This is a genomic window from Streptomyces sp. CB02366 (assembly GCF_001905905.1).
Lineage (GTDB): Bacteria > Actinomycetota > Actinomycetes > Streptomycetales > Streptomycetaceae > Streptomyces.
In genome coordinates, this window is record NZ_LIVT01000002.1 from 1 (window position 1) to 15,576 (window position 15,576).

Genomic DNA, 15,576 nt, shown 5'->3' on the forward strand with positions numbered 1-15,576 from the left:
CGGAAAGTCGATCTCCTCCACTTAGTGCCGGCCGCCCTCGGAGGAGTCGCCGGGCCCGTCGAGGCTCGACATCTGCCGGCCGATCTCGTCGCGCGCGTAGTTCGACACGCCCTCGATGTGCCGCCCGTTGGCCAGGACCGCCTGCCGCAGCCCCCAGAACGCGCCGCTGACCGCCCTGATCAGGTCCAGGCACGCCTGGTTGTTGGCGTCGTACTTGGGCCGCACCGTCTGGGCGAACTCGTCGGTGTACCCCGCCCAGCCCCGGTAGTTCTGCATGTCGGAGATGAAGTTGTCGGCGATCTTCTCCGCCATCAGGGGCAGCTCCTCCATCCTCTCGCCGCCCTCGCGCACACGACCGGGGTTCGCGATGAACTTGCCTGTGGCCATGAATACCTCCCTCGTCGTCCTGCGGTGCACGCCCCGGTCCCGGGGTGCACGTCCTGCTGCTGCGGTTCGGTCACCGGCGCCGCGGTGTACGTCCTGGCGGCGCGGTGTACGTCAGTCCTCGTGGATCTCGTCGTGCAGTCGGGCCGACGAGCGCCTCCCGCCGCCGTGCGGGTCGTCGAGGGCCGAGCCGAAGGCCCGGTCCCAGTCGATGTCCACGCCTCTGATGCCCGTCGCCCGGCCGGTGGTCCGCGTGAGCGGCTCGAAGACGTCCATCACCTTGCGGGCCATCTCCGAACGGCCCTCCTGCACCGCCTCCAGGATCGAGGCGGCGAGTTGAGGGCCCGTCATGGACCGGTGCCGGTTGTCCGGGAACTTCAGCGCCGTCAGTTCGCCCTGCGGGCCGACCGTCACCTCCACGGCGCGGTCCCGGGACCTGACCGTCGCCGACGACTGTCCCAGTTCGCCCTCGGCGCGCGCCACGGCCTCCTGCACAGCCGTGAGTTCGGCCATGGCCGCGGCCAACTTCTTCTCCATCGAGTCGCTCAACAGTCGCCCTTCCACCTGCGCGTACACCATTCTGTCGTACGCGTGTGCGTGCTACGAACTCCCCCGCGCCCGAACGGTTCCGGAGCGGCTCCGCTGTCTCTCCCCCGGCCCGTTCGGGCGCCGGCCGTGACCGTTGGGCGGCCCTCAGCGTCCGATCACCGCCGGCGCGCCCCCTTCGTCGGTGCCCCAGACGTCCTCGTCCTCCGGCACCCAGGAGTCGCGGGTGCGCTCGCCGCTCTGGGTCGCGGTCTGGCCGGGCGCGCCGCCCCCGCCCGGGGCGCCGGCCATCGGCGGGAGGAAGGGGGAGCTGCCGGCGGTGGGGCCTCCGGCGGCCACCCGCACCTCGTCGTCGGCGTACCGGCCGCCCGGGCCGGGAACACCGGCGCCGGGCCGCCCGCGGCGGTTCCTGGACACCGTTCCGTCGATGACGTTGCGGACGCGCTCGCCGGAGTCCGACTGGCCTCCGCCCCCGCCCATACCGCCGCCCATACCGCCGCCCATGCCCCCGCCCATCGGGGCTCCGCCCATCGGCGCGCCGCTGCCGCCGCCGTCGCCCGGGGAGCCGCCGGGGCCGGGGAACGGCCCGCTGTTCAGGAACGGGCGGTTGTGGCTCGGGGCGCCCGACCCGCCGGAGGCCCCGTTGCCCGCCAGGGGCGACTCGTACGGCCTGTCGTCGAACAGTTCCTCCTCGTAGGAGGCGGGGTCGTACGAGGGAGGCGTGTGTCCGGGCAGTCCGCCGCCGAGCGAACCGAGGTCGAGGGAGCCGGGGTTGAGCCGCCCGGAGTCGAAGCGGGACGGTCCGGACTCGTCCAGGTACCCGGAGACGGTGGAGCCGTCGGGCCGGGTGACGGTGGTGGTGCCGGTGTCCGGGTTGATGGTCTGGGTGGAGCCGTCCGGGAACTCCGTGACCACGTTGCCGCCGGGGTCCAGGTGCGTGACGCTGCCGCCGGGGTTGGTCAGCAGGTCCCCGGTGTTGAGCGGGCCGGAGATGACGGAGCCGTCGGGCCGGGTGACGGTCGAGGAGTGGGTGTTCGGGTCGATGGTGACCTTGGAGCCGTCCGGGTACTCGGTGATCACCCGGCCGTCCGCGTCGATCCGCGACTCGCCGCCGCCGGGGAGTTCGAGGGGGCCGTCGTTGACGGGACCGGTGATGGGGGTGGACGACAGATCGGGGAACTCGCCCCCGCCGAAGAGGTCGCGCCGGGAGCTGTCGAACCTGGCCTCCGCCTCGGCCTGCTTGCGCTCCTGTTCGGCCCGGACTTCCTCCTGCTTGGCCTCGGCTTCCTTCTGCCTGGCCTCCTGCTCGGCCCGGACCTCGTTCTGCTTGGCTTCCTGTTCCTCGCGGAGCCGGTCCTGCTTGGCCTCCTGCTCCTCGCGGATGCGGTCCGCCTTGGCCTCGGCCTCGGCCTGCTTCTGCTCGGCCTCCTTCTGCCTGGCCTCCTGCTCGGCCCTGGCCTCCGCCTCCTTCGCCTCCTGCTTCGCCTCCTGCTCCGCCTGCTTCTGCTCGGCCTTCGCCTCGGCCTCGGCCTGCTTCTTCTCCTGCTCGGCCTGCTGCTGCTCCTGGCGGTCCTCCTGCTCGGTGCGGATGCGGTCCGCCTTCGCCTCGGCCTCGGCCTGCTTCTGCTCCGCTTCCTTCTCCTTGGCGGCCTGTTCGGCCTTGGCCTCGGCCTCCTTCGCCTCCTGCTTGGCCTCCTGTTCGGCCTGCTTCTGCTCGGCCTCCCGCTCCTTCGCCTCCTGTTCGGCCTTGGCCTCGGCCTCCTTGGCCTCCTGCTCGGCCCTGGCCTCGGCCTCCTTCGCCTCCTGCTCCTTCTTCGCCTCCTCCTGCTGGGTCCTGGCCTGATTCATCTGCATGAACTGCATGTTCTCCGCACGGGCCTGGGCCTCGGCCTGCTTGGCCTCCTGCTCCTTGCGGACCTGCTCCTGCTTGGCCTCCTGCTCAGCCCGGAGCCGCTCCTGCTTGGCCTCCTGTTCGGCCTGCTTCTGCTCCGCCTCCTTCTCCTTGGCCTCCTGCTCGGCCTTGGCCTCCGCCTCCTTGGCCTCCGCCTTCGCCTCCGCTTCGGCCGCCTTGGCCTCCGCCTCCTTCTCCTTGGCCTCCTGCTTGGCCTCCTGCTCGGCCTCCTTGGCCGCCGCCTTGGCCTCCGCCTCCTTCTCCTTGCGCTCCGCCTCGGCCTTGGCCTCGGCCTCCTTGCGCTCGGCCTCCGCCTTGGCTTCCTTCTCCTTGCGCTCGGCCTCCGCCTTGGCCTCGGCCGCCTTGCGCTCGGCCTCCTCCTTCTCCTTCTTCCGTTCCGCCTCGGCCTTGGCGGCCTGGTCCTTCTGCCACTGGATGAACTCGGCCTGCTTCCGGGCGGCCTCCTCGGCGGCGGCCTTGGCCGCGGCGGCGTCGGCGGCCGCCTTCTCCTCGGCGAGTTCGGCCTTCTCCTCCTTGTAGTCGGACTCCAGGGTGCTGCTGGTCCCCCGGGACTTCACGGACCCCAGCTCGAACTTGCTGTTGCTCCAGCTGTCGCGGACCTTCGTCATGGCCGTGACCGCAGCGGTGTCGAGGTGGTCCTCGACGGTCTGCTTCCACATGAGGAGGGCCTTGTTGCCGATCTTCACCCAGGTGTCGAGCTCCTTGAGCTCACCGAACTCCTCCGCCGCGACGGTCAGGGCCATGTCGCCCTTGCCCGTGATCTCGTCGATGGCGGCCTGGTTGCTGAAGTGCTCCTCCGAGATGTAGTTCGTGTAGCTGCTGTAGCCGCCGCCGTACGTCCCGTAGGTCTCGATCTCGTACGTGATCTTCGTGATGTTGTTGTCCCACACGTACTTCATGACCGCCGACAGCAGCGTGTGCAGCACCGTGAGCGGATTCCCGTACTGCCACTGCCACTTCATCCACACGCTGTGGAGCTCCGACACCGCGGCCCGGAAGTCCTTCTTCGCCTGCCGGATCTCGTCGCCCTGCTTCGATCCGACCGTGCCGCCCCCGCCGGGCTTCATGTCGTCGGCGTAGTCCGTGTACTGCTCGTTGATCTTGTTGATCAGGTCCCAGAAGACACCGGCGGCCTTGCCCCGCCACGCCTTGTCCTTCTCCGTCCCGACCCTCCTCTGCCATTCCTCCACGATCTTCTGCTGGGCCGAGAAGAACTCGGCGACGCGGTCGAACGCCCCGGCCACCACGTCGAAGTTGGCGAGGGTCACCGAGTCGGGGTCCTTCACGGGCGACGCGTTCCAGCTGAACCCGTGGGTACCTTCCTTCTCGTTGTTGAGCAGTTCCTCCAGGGCGAGCCCGGTGCCGTAGGCGTAGCGCGCGGTCGGCGTGGTGTCCCAGGTCGGCTTGCCGTCCATCCCGAGGTGGCCGTCGATGGTGCTGGAGAACTTCCCGCCCTCCTGGTACCCCTGGCTCGGCACCCGGCCGTCGCCCTTGCTGCCGAGCAGCGTGATGCGCGCCTTGTACATCGACACGTCGGAGCCCGCGCCGCCCTTGGCGTGGTAGAAGGGGATGACGAAGTCGGTGTTGTTGATGTCGGAACCGGCGTTCTCGTAGAGCCAGTTCAGGTCCTCGGTGTCGACGTAGTCGACGTAGCCGACGTCGGAGATCTCCACCTTCATCAGGGGGATGCCCTCGTTGCCGACGAGCGCGTCGAACAGGTCGTCCCGCTTCGGCGCCATGAATCCCGTGAAGAAGCCGACCGCCTCGGCCCACTGGTCGTTGGAACCGCCGAGGTCTTCGGTGACCTTGCTGGAGTCGAGCGCCATGCCGGGATGCCTTTTCGTCGGAGGAGACGGACAGGGGGACAGAAGGACGGGGTGCGGGGTGCCGGCCGGCGGCCCGGCCGGCGGCGGTGGCGGTGGCTAGTCGTCGTCCTCGTCGCCGTCGGAGCCTCCGCCGGAGGATTCGGAGAGCACCTCGTCCACGCCTTCGAAGAAGTCGATCATGTCCTTGCCGTCGATCTTCTCCAGGTTGCCGTCCTGGGTCTTGAACAGCTTCTCGATCGTGTCCTCCAGGTCCTCCTCGATCTGCTCGAAGAGGTCGACCTGGAGTTTGAGGATGTCGTCGAGCTGGTCGACCATCTCGTTCAGGCACTTGACCAGGTAGCCGCCGTTGGTGCGGCCCTTCTCGTCGGCCGCCATCGTCCCGATCGCGAGCGGCGTGGCCTGTCCGTCGTGGAAGCCGGCCGCGGTCTTGGAGCCGTCGGTGCCGCCCTGCAGCGTGGGGATCCCGGGCACGGTCACCCCGTCGGACGTGGTGCCGTCGTCCCGCATCTTCTTGACCGCGGCGAGGAACGGTTTGACGTCGTCGTCGAGGAAGTTCTGCAGCCACGCCTTGTTGAGATTGAGCGGGGGTGCTTCCGCCATGTCGCACTTCTCCTGTCGTCCGAGGTGTCCGTGTGCCCACGGGGCCGGCGCCCGGCTGCCGGCTGTCCGCCGGGCGCGCGGGGCGGCGCACCGGCCCGGCGGGAGCGGGCGGCCGATCGCGCGGAGGTCGCGCGCGGACGGCCGCCCACTGCCGGACCGGGGGCGTGCCGCCCGTGGTCAGCCGCCGATGCGTACGCTCTCCCAGAGCGACTTCAGGGAGTTCTCGCTGTACTGGTAGCTGCCCGAGACGTCGTTCAGCAGGGCCGAGTGCTCGGCGAGGATGCGCTTCATCTCCTCGACGGCGTTGTTCCAGGCCGCCTGCTTCTCGGTGTACACCGCCTTGTCCTCACCTTCCCAGCTGCGCTGGAGCTCCTGGAGCTCGGCTTCCAGGTTGGTGAGGATGCTGTCGATGGCCTTGGTCTGCTGGACCATGTCGTCGGCGGCGTTCTCCATGTGGGAGTAGTCGACGTAGATCTGGCCGTCGGTGAAGTCAAGCGGGGGGGTCATGGTCTTCCTCGTCTCGCGGCAGGTGCGTCAGGGACAGGGGCGTGCGGGGTCCGGTCACCGGTCAGGGCTCCGGGCGCCGAAGGGGTGGTCAGCGGCCCGCGGTGGAGCCGGCGAGCGCGTTGAAGACCTCCTCGGAGCGGTTGAACGCCTGCTGGATCGCGTCGTTCGAGTTGTTCTGCTGGATGCCCTGCGCGCGCATGGTCTCCTCCAGCGTGGTGATCATGTCGCGGAGGTTGCTGGAGATGATCTCCGCCTGCTGGTCCCACCGGTCGAGCAGCTTCTGGAACGCGCCACCGTCGCTGCCGGCGTAGCCGGAGGCGAGGTTGTGCTTCATGTTCTCCACGTCCTGACGGCTGTTCTGCACGCCGGTGAAGGCCATCTCCAGCGCGGTGACACCGTTCTGAGTGGCTGACGCCAGTGACTGCTGTGTGCCCGTACCTGCCATGTTGCTGCGCCTCCTGATGTGTCGCGCCGCCGGGATCCGGTCCCGCGTGGCGCGGTGCCTGGCCGGACGCGGCCGGAGGACCGGCGTCCGCGTGGTCTGGACGAACGGAGCCTAAGGAAAAGGGTGTTGACGATTCAATGGCTTGCGTCATCTTCTCGGCCCCGGCCCCGCTTTTGGGGTGATTCGCGAAGGAGATTTGATCTGGATCTGAGGTAGACCCCTTGCGGAATCACATTCCGAATGAATCCGTTTCCCCGTGCCCGAACGGGCAACGCCCGCCCCACGGCACGGTATTGACGGAACCATTCGGGCAAGAAGACGGCGGATCGCCGCCTGCCGTTGTCACGGCACGGGCGTTTATCAGCAGAGCCACAAGAAATTCACCTCCTCCGGTACAACCTTCCGGCGGTTGCTCAGGACCGCGTGCAGCGGGGGGCCGTGTTCGTGTTCCGGCCCAGGGCGGCGGCCTCCTCGCTGAGGTCCGGCCCGGTCGGCAGCATGGCCAGCAGCGGCGCCGGCAGCCCTCGCGCCCGGCCCTCGTCGTAGCCGAGGGCGGCGAGCCCCTCGGCGGTGGTGACCCGGTACTTCATCCCCGTGTCGGTCACCAGGTAGACGGTGGTGCCGACCGTGCTCCCGCTCGCCCCGAGCGCGCGCACCAGGGCCCCGCCGCCCGGCCGCACGGTGATCGTGCCGACCGGCATGCAGGCCGGGGTGAGGCCCTCGGGCGGGGCCTGCGCGGCGGGTCCCAGGGCGCCCGTCCCGGTCAGCGCCACGCTGATGCGCGGTCCGCGCTCGGTCGGCTGGACGCGGATGCACACGGTGCGGTCCTCCCCGAGGGCCACCGCCTCCGGCGGCTCCGGGGGCAGGTCTGCCTCCTCCGCGCCGGGGGCCAGCCGGCCGCTCAGCGCGTCCGCGCCCAGGGTCACGACGTTCGCCGCGTTTCCCCCGTACACCTTCTCGCGGGTCTCCGGGTCGCCGAGCACCAGCGCGGCACCGGTCGCCGTCAGCGGGCTCAGCCCCTCCTTGCGCAGCAGGTAGTAGCGGTCGGAGGAGCCCGGGACGGTGACCCGGAAGACCTGGCCGATACGGGACTCCGCGCCGCCCAGCGAGGGCCCCTTCCCGCCCTTGCCGGGGACGTGCGGCGGGCTCAGATCGGGTCCGGTGGGCAGGGCGTTCAGGAAGGCGGCGGAGACGGGGAGTCGCGGTGTGGAGCCGTAGCCGAGGGCTTCGCGGGCGCGGGCGCCGGTGTCGAGCAGCAGCTTGCTGCCGCGCCAGACCAGGTAGTCGGCCTTGTCCGGTCCCCTGACCAGCATGGCCTGGTCGGTGGGCAGCCCGGTGGCGTCCGCGGGCAGGCCCACCGCGACGGTGGTGGCGGTCCTGCCGGTCCCGCTGCCCGAACAGACCTGCCAGGGGCCCGTGTCCAGATCCGCGCTCCCGGGCAGGGCGTCCGGGGCGCCGCTGATGCCGATGGGCGACCCGTGCGGGGTGCCGCTCAGGGACGTGGAGCCGACCGTGACCGCCTTCATGTCGGCGCCCGCGAGCAGCCGCGCCGAGGCGTAGTTGCGCACCGGGCGCAGCCGCCCCTCCAGGTAGAGGTAGCGCGATCCGGTGTCCTTGTTCACGACGAGGGTTCCGGCCGCCCGCCAGGAGTCCTTGGCGCCGGGCTTGAGGAGGCCGAGGACGAAGGAGCCGGCGGACAGCAGGACGGCGATCACGACGCCGATCACCACGCCCCGGTTGGTCCGGCCCTGCGGGCTCTCCGGGGCGTCGGGGTCGGCCCGGAGCAGGCCGGAGGTCAGCCGGCCCATGACGAACATGTGGGCCTGGACCTGGTCGCGTTTGGACTGCACGGCAGCGGGTCTCCCTTTCGGTCAGCCGTTGATGGACCGCAGGGCGCCGTACACGCCGAGCACCCACAGGGCGAGCGGGAGCACGGCGATCGCCAGGGCCGAGTGGAGCAGTTCGCCCGCGCGGCCCCAGTACGGGACGAGCCGGCGCCCGGGCACGGTCCAGGCGGCGATGGCGACCGCCGCCGCCGTCGCGAGCAGGCCCGCGGCCGTGACCAGGCGGTTGCCCGGGGTCGCGACGGGGGTGGCGACCAGCACCAGCAGGAGCAGCCCCAGCACCCCCGGGACCACCAGGGCCATGCGCTGCCAGATGTTGCCGAGGCCCCGGGCGTGCAGGACGAGCAGCAGGCACAGCGCCACCGTCATGATGATCTCGGCGAGTTCGCGCTCCCGGGCCAGGACGACCACGCACGCGGCGCCGACCAGGCCCACCGCTCCGTAGAGCGACGTCATCCAGCCGTCGGCGAGGACGGCGCGGGCCGAGACCGCGGAGGCGGCGTGCGGCTCGATGCCCTCCTGCAACTGCTGGGCGTTGGTCGGCAGCGGGGGCATCCGCATCCCGGACATCCGGAACGCCAGGGAGGGGACGAACGCCCCCAGGACCACCGCGAGGACGGCGAGGATACCGGCGGCGTGCACCGGCGCCAGGTCCGTGGTCAGGAGCAGGACGGCGGCGACGGCGGCGAACAGCGAGACGACGGCGACGCTGAGGAAGAGCGCGGCGAACGAGGCCACGACGGCGAGCGCGAGCACCGCGCCGCCGGCCATCGCCGCGCTGGAGGCGAGCAGCCGCGCCCCCAGCGTCTCGTAGGCGTGCGGCCCGCCGAGCGTTCCGCCGGGCAGCAGCCAGCCGGCCAGTGCCAGGTAGGGCCCGACCATGAAGCCGAGCGCGGCTCCGGCGCCCGCGTCGCCGACCGCACGGCTCGCCGCGCCGGCGCCCGCGAGCAGGAGGAGGCCGGCGGCGGTGGCGAAGACGGACCGGGACAGCGGCGATCCGCCGGGCCAGGCGATCACGAGGACGCCGCCGACGAGCACCGCGACAACGATGCCGAGCAGCACCCGGCGGCTCACCTTGGGGGTCCAGCCGAAGGGGTGGTCGCGCATCGTGGTGGCGATGCCGTCGACCAGGTCGTCGAGGTGCACCTCGGGCAGGGCCTCGGCGCGTGGCCGGAGGTAGAGGGTGTCGCCGTCGCGCAGGCCGTACGAGTCGAGGGTGAGTTCCTCGTCCAGGGGTTCGCCGCCGAGCCGCTGGAGCACCCAGCCGCCGTGGTCGATGCCGGCTTCTTCGAGGTTGTCGCCCGCGTAGCCCAGCACGGCGGGCAGCAGGTCCGCCACGGGGACGTCGGCGGGCACGGCGAGATCGATGCTCCTGGCAGGAGCTCGTACCGTCAGACGGCACAGCTCGGCCACCTGAGTGTCAGTCATCGGGATGGCTCACGCTTCTCCGGTTACTGCTGAGAACGGGCGGGGGGAACAAGGGGCGGCGGTCCGGTGGACAACCTGCTTCGGCGGGGTTGCCAAACCGATTGGCGGTGAAGGTTGTTGACGACCGATACGGCGATCGTAATATCAGCGGCCTAGTCTGGGCCACGTGGCCCACGCCACGGAATACGAAACTTCCGTCCGCGGCCGGTGAATTGCGGCGTGGTGGACCGTTCGGCACGAAGGGCGGTTCGGTATGCGCGGTTTCGGCCGCGGAAGCGGTTCGGCACGCGTTGTTCCGTCGCGGGAAAAGCCCGTGCGGCATGGCTTCGGAGCGGCGCTGTAGCAGAACTGTGACACGGCGGTCCGGCGCCCGCGGCCGTCCGGCGCGGACGTGCCGGGCGGGCCTTCGGGCCCGTCCGGAGCGCGGCGTAGGGTGCGTGCACGGCGAGGGCCCGTCCGCGTCCCGGCTCCGGTCGGCGGCGGACGGCGTGTCCGGCGTCGGCGTCTGCGCCGTTCCGCCCGCCCTCCCCTCTTGTTGTCCCCGAAGGAGACGGTTCCTTGAGCGTGATCCTGTTCCGCCGCCCGGCCCGACGCCGGGGTCCGGAGATGCCCGACGGGGAGCTGAATCTCCAGGAACCGCCGATCCTCCCGGAGACGGTGCCCGACACCTCCGCGGTGTGGACGTACCTGCCCATGGCGCTGATGTCGGTCTCCATGATGTTCATGTTCATGCGGCCCGGCATGACCCGGGGTTCCGGGGGGTTCATCTACATAGCCCTGGGGCTGATGGTCCTCGGCGCCGCCGCGATGTTCATCGGCCAGTTCATGCGCCGGGCGGCGGAGCGCAAGCAGAAGCTCAAGGGCGAGCGCAGGGACTACCTGCGCTACCTCACCCAGATCCGGCGCAAGGTGCGCGGTGCGGTCGTGGACCAGCAACTGGCCCTGGCCTGGCGGCACCCCGAGCCCGCCGCGCTGTGGTCGATGACCGGGACCACCCGGCTGTGGGAGCGGCGTCCGCGGGACGAGGACTTCGGCGAGATCCGCATGGCCGTGGGCGAGCAGAAGCTCGGCCTGAAGCTGACCTCGACCTCGACGAACCCGGTGGAGGACCTGGAGCCGCTCAGCGCCCACGCGTTGCGCAGCTTCATCCGCGCCTACTCCACGGTGCCGGACCAGCCCATCGCGATCTACCTGCGGGCGTGGGCGCGGGTGCTGTTCCAGGGCGACGAGGAGCGGATACGTTCCCTGGCGCGGGCGCTGGTGGCCCAGGTGGCCACGTTCCACTCGCCGGACGACGTGTGGATCGCGCTGTGCGTCTCCGACGAGCGGCGCGCGGACTGGGAGTGGACGAAATGGCTCCCCCACAGCCTCCATCCGCACGACACCGACGGCGCGGGCCCGACCCGGATGACCGTCTCCGCGTGGGGCGAGCTGGAGAACCTCCTGGGGGCCGAGTTCATGGAGCGTCCGCAGTTCGACCCGGACGCGGTGCCCGGACGCGAGGAGCCGTTCACGGTGATCGTCGTGGACGGAGGGGTCGTCCCCGCGGGCCACCGCCTGGACGGCCCCGGCTTCCGCAACACGGTCGTCCTGGACCTGAGCGGCGCGCTCTCCTGGCGGCCCGGCCGCATCACGCTGCGCTTCACAGTCGACGAGGACGGGCTCGGCCTGGTGCGCACCGACCGCGAGCGCAAGGAGCAGATCACCCGGCTCGGCCGGCCCGACGGCCTCGGGCCGACCGGTGCGTTGGCGCTGGCCCGGCGGCTCGCCCCCTACCGCATGGGTCTGGGCTCGGCGTCGGACTCCTCCGAACCGCTGTCCAGCAATGTGGAGCTCACCACGCTGCTGGGCATCCCCGACCTGCACCGCCACGACCCGAACACGCTGTGGCAGCAGCACACCGGGCCCAACCGGCTGAAGGTGCCGATCGCGGTGGGCGCGGACGGCGAGCCGGTCGAGCTGGACATCAAGGAGTCCGCCCAGGGCGGCACCGGTCCGCACGGGATGCTGATCGGCGCCACCGGTTCCGGCAAGAGCGAGCTGCTGCGGACCCTGGTCCTCTCGCTCGCCCTGACCAACTCCTCGGAGACGCTCAACTTCGTCCTGGTCGACTTCAAGGGCGGCGCCACCTTCCTGGGTCTCGACGAACTTCCCCACACCTCCGCCGTCATCACCAACCTGGCGGGCGAGGCCGCGCTGGTCGGGCGCATGCAGGACGCCCTGCACGGAGAGCTGATGCGGCGTCAGGAGCTGCTGCGTTCGGCGGGCAACTACACCTCCGCGCTGGACTACGAGAAGGCCCGCGCCTCGGGCGTGCCGCTGGAGCCGCTGCCCAGCCTGTTCGTCGTCGTCGACGAGTTCAGCGAACTGCTGGCGGCCCACCGCGAGTTCATGGAGCTGTTCGTGATGATCGGCCGCCTCGGCCGGTCCCTCGGGGTGCACCTGCTCCTCGCCTCGCAGCGGCTGGACGAGGGCCGTATGCACCAGTTGGAGAGCCACCTCTCCTACCGGATCGGTCTGCGCACGTTCTCCGCGATGGAGAGCCGCGGCGTGCTCGGCGTGCCCGACGCCTACCAGTTGCCCTCGGCGCCCGGCAGCGGCTTCCTCAAGTCGGGTGTGGAGGCGCTGACCCGGTTCCGCGCCGCCTACGTCTCCGGCCCGTACCAGCAGCGCCGCGGCAGCGCCGACCAGGCGCGGGTGGCCAGCCAGACCGTGCCGTGGACCAGCGCGTACGTCGTACCGCGTCAGCTCCCCGACGCGCCGGAGCCCGAGCCCGAGCAGCAGGAGGAGACCGGTGACACCCTGCTCTCGGTCGCCGTGGAGCGGCTGCTGACCGCCGGTCCCCCCGCCCACCAGGTGTGGCTGCCGCCGCTGGACCTCCCCGCCACGCTCGACCAGGTGCTGCCGCCGCTCACCCCGCACCCCGAGTACGGGCTGACGACCGACGCGGCCCACCGCGGGCGGCTCACCGTCCCTCTCGGCATCATCGACCGCCCCTTCGACCAGCTCCGCGACCTGCTGACCGTCGACCTCTCGGGCGCGGGCGGGCACATCGCCATCGCGGGCGGCCCGCAGAGCGGCAAGAGCACCATGGTCCGGACGATCATCACCGCGCTGGCGCTCACCCACACCCCCCGCGAAGTCCAGTTCTACTGCCTCGACTTCGGCGGCGGCACGCTCGCCGCCCTGGCCGGCCTGCCGCACGTCAGCGGAGTCGCGGCGCGGCTGGACGCCGAGCGGGTGGGCCGTACGATCTCCGAGGTCACCGCCCTGCTGGCGGAGCGCGAGCGGTTCTTCCTGGACCACGGCATCGACTCCATGGCGACGTTCCGCCGCCGCCTGGCCGCCGGGGAGTTCCCCGAGCACCGGCACGGCGACGTGTTCCTGGTGATCGACGGCTGGTCCACGGTGCGCCAGGACTTCGACCGGTACATCCAGACGTTCGGGGCGATCGCCGCGCGCGGTCTGAACTACGGCATCCACCTGATCGTCACCACCGCCCGCTGGGTGGAGGTGACCTCCGCGATCCGGGACCAGGCCGCGACCCACCTGGAGTTGCGGATGGGCGACCCGATGGACTCCGAGATCGACAACCGGCGCGCCGCGACCGTGCCCCGGCTGCCGGGGCGCGGCCTGACCCGGGACGCCAAGCTGCACTACCTCACCGCGCTGCCGCGCATCGACGGCGTCGAGTCCGCCGACGACCTCTCCGATGGGGTGGCCGGCCTGGTGGCGGCGGTGCGGGAGAGCTGGCAGGGCCCGCCCGCGCCGCCGGTGCGGATGCTGCCGACCCGGCTCAAGCTGTCGGAACTCCCGGCTCCCAAGGGTGACTTCAAGATGCCCATCGGTCTGGAGGAGGAGCGTCTGTCGACGGTGTGGCACGACTTCTCCGAGACCCCCCACATGATCGTGGTCGGGGACACCGAGAGCGGCAAGACCAACATGCTCCGGATGACGGCCAAGGCGATCATGGACCGGTACACCCCGGCCGAGGCGCGGATCATGGTCGTGGACTACCGCCGCGCCCTGGTGGAGGCCATCCCGGACTCCTACCGGCTCGGGCACGCGGTGTCCATGGACGCCCTGAAGGAGCTGATCGGCGGCGCCGCGCGGGCGGTCGCGGCCCGCGTGCCGGGCCCGGAGATCACTCCGGCCCGGATGCGGACGTGCGACTGGTGGGACGGTCCCCGGCTGTTCATCCTGGTGGACGACTACGACATGCTCGGCACCAGTGCGATGAACGCGCCGTTCGACCCGCTGCTGAACCATCTCGCGCTCGGCTACGAGGTCGGCCTGCACATGGTCGTCGCCCGCTCGGCCGCCGGTGCGGGCCGCGGCCTGGGGGAACCCGTGCTGCGGCGCATGCAGGAGGTCAACACCCCGACGCTGCTGCTGTCGTGCCCGCCGTCGGAGGGCTTCATCCTGGGCAGCGTCAAGGGCCGCAACCTGCCGCCGGGCCGAGGCACGCGGGTGACGCGCCGCAAGCAGATCCAGGTGCAGACGGCCGTGCTGGAGGACGACGGGTCCTGAGCGCCGGACCGGGGCGTTCCCGGCGCCCCGGCCGGGCCGGGGGGGCCGCGCCCCGGGCCGGACCGGGACGCCCGCACCCCGGCCCCTCGGCGGGCCGGGGGCGTCCCCGCTCCCCCGGTCCGGGCCCGCGGCGGCCCCCGCTACGGCCCCGTCAGCGCCCCGCGGGACGCCAGCCGCGGGCCCGGCCGCGCGGGATCACCACGGCGGCCGCCGCGACCAGCAGCACCACGCCGCCGCCCACGCCCGCCGCGATCAGCGCGCGGGTGCGGGGCTCCGCCGCGGGCGGCGGCGGGACCTCCGCCCGCTCCGGCCGGGGCGCCGCCCCCTTCTCCTCCGTCAGGACGGCCGTCAGCGCGGCGTACGGGTCCAGTCGCGGCGGACTCGCCGGGTAGGCCGCCTCGGTCAGGCGGCGCGCCACCTCGGCGGCCGGGAGCTTCGGGTGGCGCGCCCGCACCTGGGCCGCCGCCCCCGCGACGTGGGCGGCGGCGAACGAGGCTCCGTAGCCGATGAAGTGGCCCGAGCCCTCGGGGCCGATGCTCACCACCGCGTCGCCGGGCGCGGCCAGGTCCGCTCCGCCCACCACGGGCGCGTTGACGGGCCGCTGCCCGTCCGGCCCGTAGTCCGTCACGCCGATCGCCCCGGGGGCGGCGGCGGGCCAGTACCAGGGGGCGGGCCGGGCGTCCCTCGGCAGCGCGTCCGGGGCGAGGGGGGCCACGACCAGCGCGTCCTTGTCGCTCGCGTAGGCGACGGCCTTCGTCAGCTCGGCCCGGCCGTCGGCCAGGGCGGCGGCGACGTAGATGACGGACGCGCCCTCGTCGGCCGCCGTGCGTATCCCCGCGGCGACCTGGTCCACCGTGGACCCGCCGCGCTCGTCGGCCCCCCGTACGGCGAGGATGCGCGCCTCGGGAGCCAGCCCGGCCGGTCCCCCGTCGCCGGCCGGGGCCGCCGCGATCAGGCCGGCGGCGAACGTGCCGTGCCCGACGCAGTCCCGGCCCGCGTCCCCGATCGCGGTCACCCGGCCCGAGAGCGCCGGGGCCGACTCCGCGACCCCCGTGTCGACCACCGCGACCGTCTGCCCGGCCCCCCGGGAGAGCGGCCGTGCGCGGGCCGTTCCCAGCGCGCCCGCGGTCCAGGGCTCGGACCGGGCCTTCACCTTCGAGGCTTCGACGCAGGTGTCGTCCTCCGCCAGCGCGGAGCGCACGACGGGGAGTCCCACGGAATCGGCCGACGCCGGTCCGGCGCCGGCCGCGCCCAGCGCGGTCGGGAGCACGGTCAGCGTCAGGGCGGCGGCGACCGCCGCGGCCCGGGGGCGGCGGGGGCGAACTCGGGCAGGGGGCATGGCGCGCATGATAGGCCGGACGGGTGACGGCGCGTCGGCCGGCACCCGTCGCTCCGCACGCCGCGTCCGGCCCGAACTCTCCTGTCCCACCTGGAACATCGCGGCACCGGTCCCGTAGCCTTCGTCGCGTGCGCACAGCTGCGCGTACCCGACGCGACCCGGTTCCCCGCCGGCCCCCCGGCGGGAGAGGCGCGCAGCGGCACCACAAGGAGGAG

At 72.2% G+C, this 15,576-nt stretch carries 10 protein-coding genes; 1 reads left to right on the forward strand and 9 read right to left on the reverse strand.

Annotated features, from left to right (window positions below; genetic code table 11):
• Nucleotides 1-21: 21 nt before the first annotated feature.
• The 8 genes from AMK24_RS05740 to eccD all read right to left on the reverse strand — a co-directional run bounded on the left by AMK24_RS05740 (nt 22) and on the right by eccD (nt 9,492).
• The gene (locus tag AMK24_RS05740; protein WP_073765734.1) at nt 22-387 is read right to left on the reverse strand and encodes a hypothetical protein; all 366 of its coding nucleotides are present in this window, start codon (nt 385-387) and stop codon (nt 22-24) included.
• A 111-nt stretch (nt 388-498) separates the two neighbouring features.
• Nucleotides 499-933 (reverse strand): YbaB/EbfC family nucleoid-associated protein, encoded by a 435-nt coding sequence (locus tag AMK24_RS05745; protein WP_242434983.1) that lies wholly within the window; start codon nt 931-933, stop codon nt 499-501.
• A gap of 144 nt (nt 934-1,077) precedes the next feature.
• A complete protein-coding gene (locus AMK24_RS35135) occupies nt 1,078-4,668 on the reverse strand; it encodes an AAWKG family protein (protein ID WP_073765736.1) in 3,591 nt (1,196 codons plus the stop codon).
• A 96-nt stretch (nt 4,669-4,764) separates the two neighbouring features.
• Complete coding sequence (locus tag AMK24_RS05755) at nt 4,765-5,268, reverse strand: type VII secretion system-associated protein (protein WP_073765738.1); 504 nt, start codon at nt 5,266-5,268, stop codon at nt 4,765-4,767.
• A gap of 177 nt (nt 5,269-5,445) precedes the next feature.
• Complete coding sequence (locus tag AMK24_RS05760; RefSeq protein WP_073765740.1) at nt 5,446-5,775, reverse strand: WXG100 family type VII secretion target; 330 nt, start codon at nt 5,773-5,775, stop codon at nt 5,446-5,448.
• Nucleotides 5,776-5,863: 88 nt separating this feature from the next.
• Nucleotides 5,864-6,220: a hypothetical protein gene (locus AMK24_RS05765; protein ID WP_073765742.1), complete on the reverse strand. Its 357-nt coding sequence runs from the start codon at nt 6,218-6,220 to the stop codon at nt 5,864-5,866.
• A 413-nt stretch (nt 6,221-6,633) separates the two neighbouring features.
• Nucleotides 6,634-8,070 carry a type VII secretion protein EccB gene (eccB, locus tag AMK24_RS05770; RefSeq protein WP_073765744.1) on the reverse strand — a complete coding sequence of 479 codons (1,437 nt, stop codon included), beginning with the start codon at nt 8,068-8,070 and terminating at the stop codon, nt 6,634-6,636.
• Between the two features lie 21 nt (nt 8,071-8,091).
• The gene (eccD, locus tag AMK24_RS05775; RefSeq protein ID WP_073765746.1) at nt 8,092-9,492 is read right to left on the reverse strand and encodes a type VII secretion integral membrane protein EccD; all 1,401 of its coding nucleotides are present in this window, start codon (nt 9,490-9,492) and stop codon (nt 8,092-8,094) included.
• Between the two features lie 564 nt (nt 9,493-10,056).
• On the opposite strand from eccD, the gene eccCa reads away from it, so the two are divergent.
• On the forward strand, nt 10,057-14,022 hold the full coding sequence (gene eccCa, locus AMK24_RS05780) for a type VII secretion protein EccCa (RefSeq protein ID WP_073765748.1): 3,966 nt from the start codon (nt 10,057-10,059) through the stop codon (nt 14,020-14,022).
• A gap of 151 nt (nt 14,023-14,173) precedes the next feature.
• Here eccCa and AMK24_RS05785 read toward each other — a convergent pair whose 3' ends face one another.
• A complete protein-coding gene (locus tag AMK24_RS05785; protein WP_073766654.1) occupies nt 14,174-15,361 on the reverse strand; it encodes a S8 family serine peptidase in 1,188 nt (395 codons plus the stop codon).
• Between the last annotated feature and the right edge of the window lie 215 nt (nt 15,362-15,576).

What these genes read in the sequence shown, in the direction of transcription:
- AMK24_RS05740 (WP_073765734.1), bottom strand. Translation starts at nt 387, where the DNA reads ATGGCCACAGGCAAGTTCATCGCGAACCCCGGTCGTGTGCGCGAGGGC.
- AMK24_RS35135 (WP_073765736.1), bottom strand. Translation starts at nt 4,668, where the DNA reads ATGGCGCTCGACTCCAGCAAGGTCACCGAAGACCTCGGCGGTTCCAAC.
- AMK24_RS05755 (WP_073765738.1), bottom strand. Translation starts at nt 5,268, where the DNA reads ATGGCGGAAGCACCCCCGCTCAATCTCAACAAGGCGTGGCTGCAGAAC.
- AMK24_RS05760 (WP_073765740.1), bottom strand. Translation starts at nt 5,775, where the DNA reads ATGACCCCCCCGCTTGACTTCACCGACGGCCAGATCTACGTCGACTAC.
- AMK24_RS05765 (WP_073765742.1), bottom strand. Translation starts at nt 6,220, where the DNA reads ATGGCAGGTACGGGCACACAGCAGTCACTGGCGTCAGCCACTCAGAAC.
- eccD (WP_073765746.1), bottom strand. Translation starts at nt 9,492, where the DNA reads ATGACTGACACTCAGGTGGCCGAGCTGTGCCGTCTGACGGTACGAGCT.
- AMK24_RS05785 (WP_073766654.1), bottom strand. Translation starts at nt 15,361, where the DNA reads ATGCCCCCTGCCCGAGTTCGCCCCCGCCGCCCCCGGGCCGCGGCGGTC.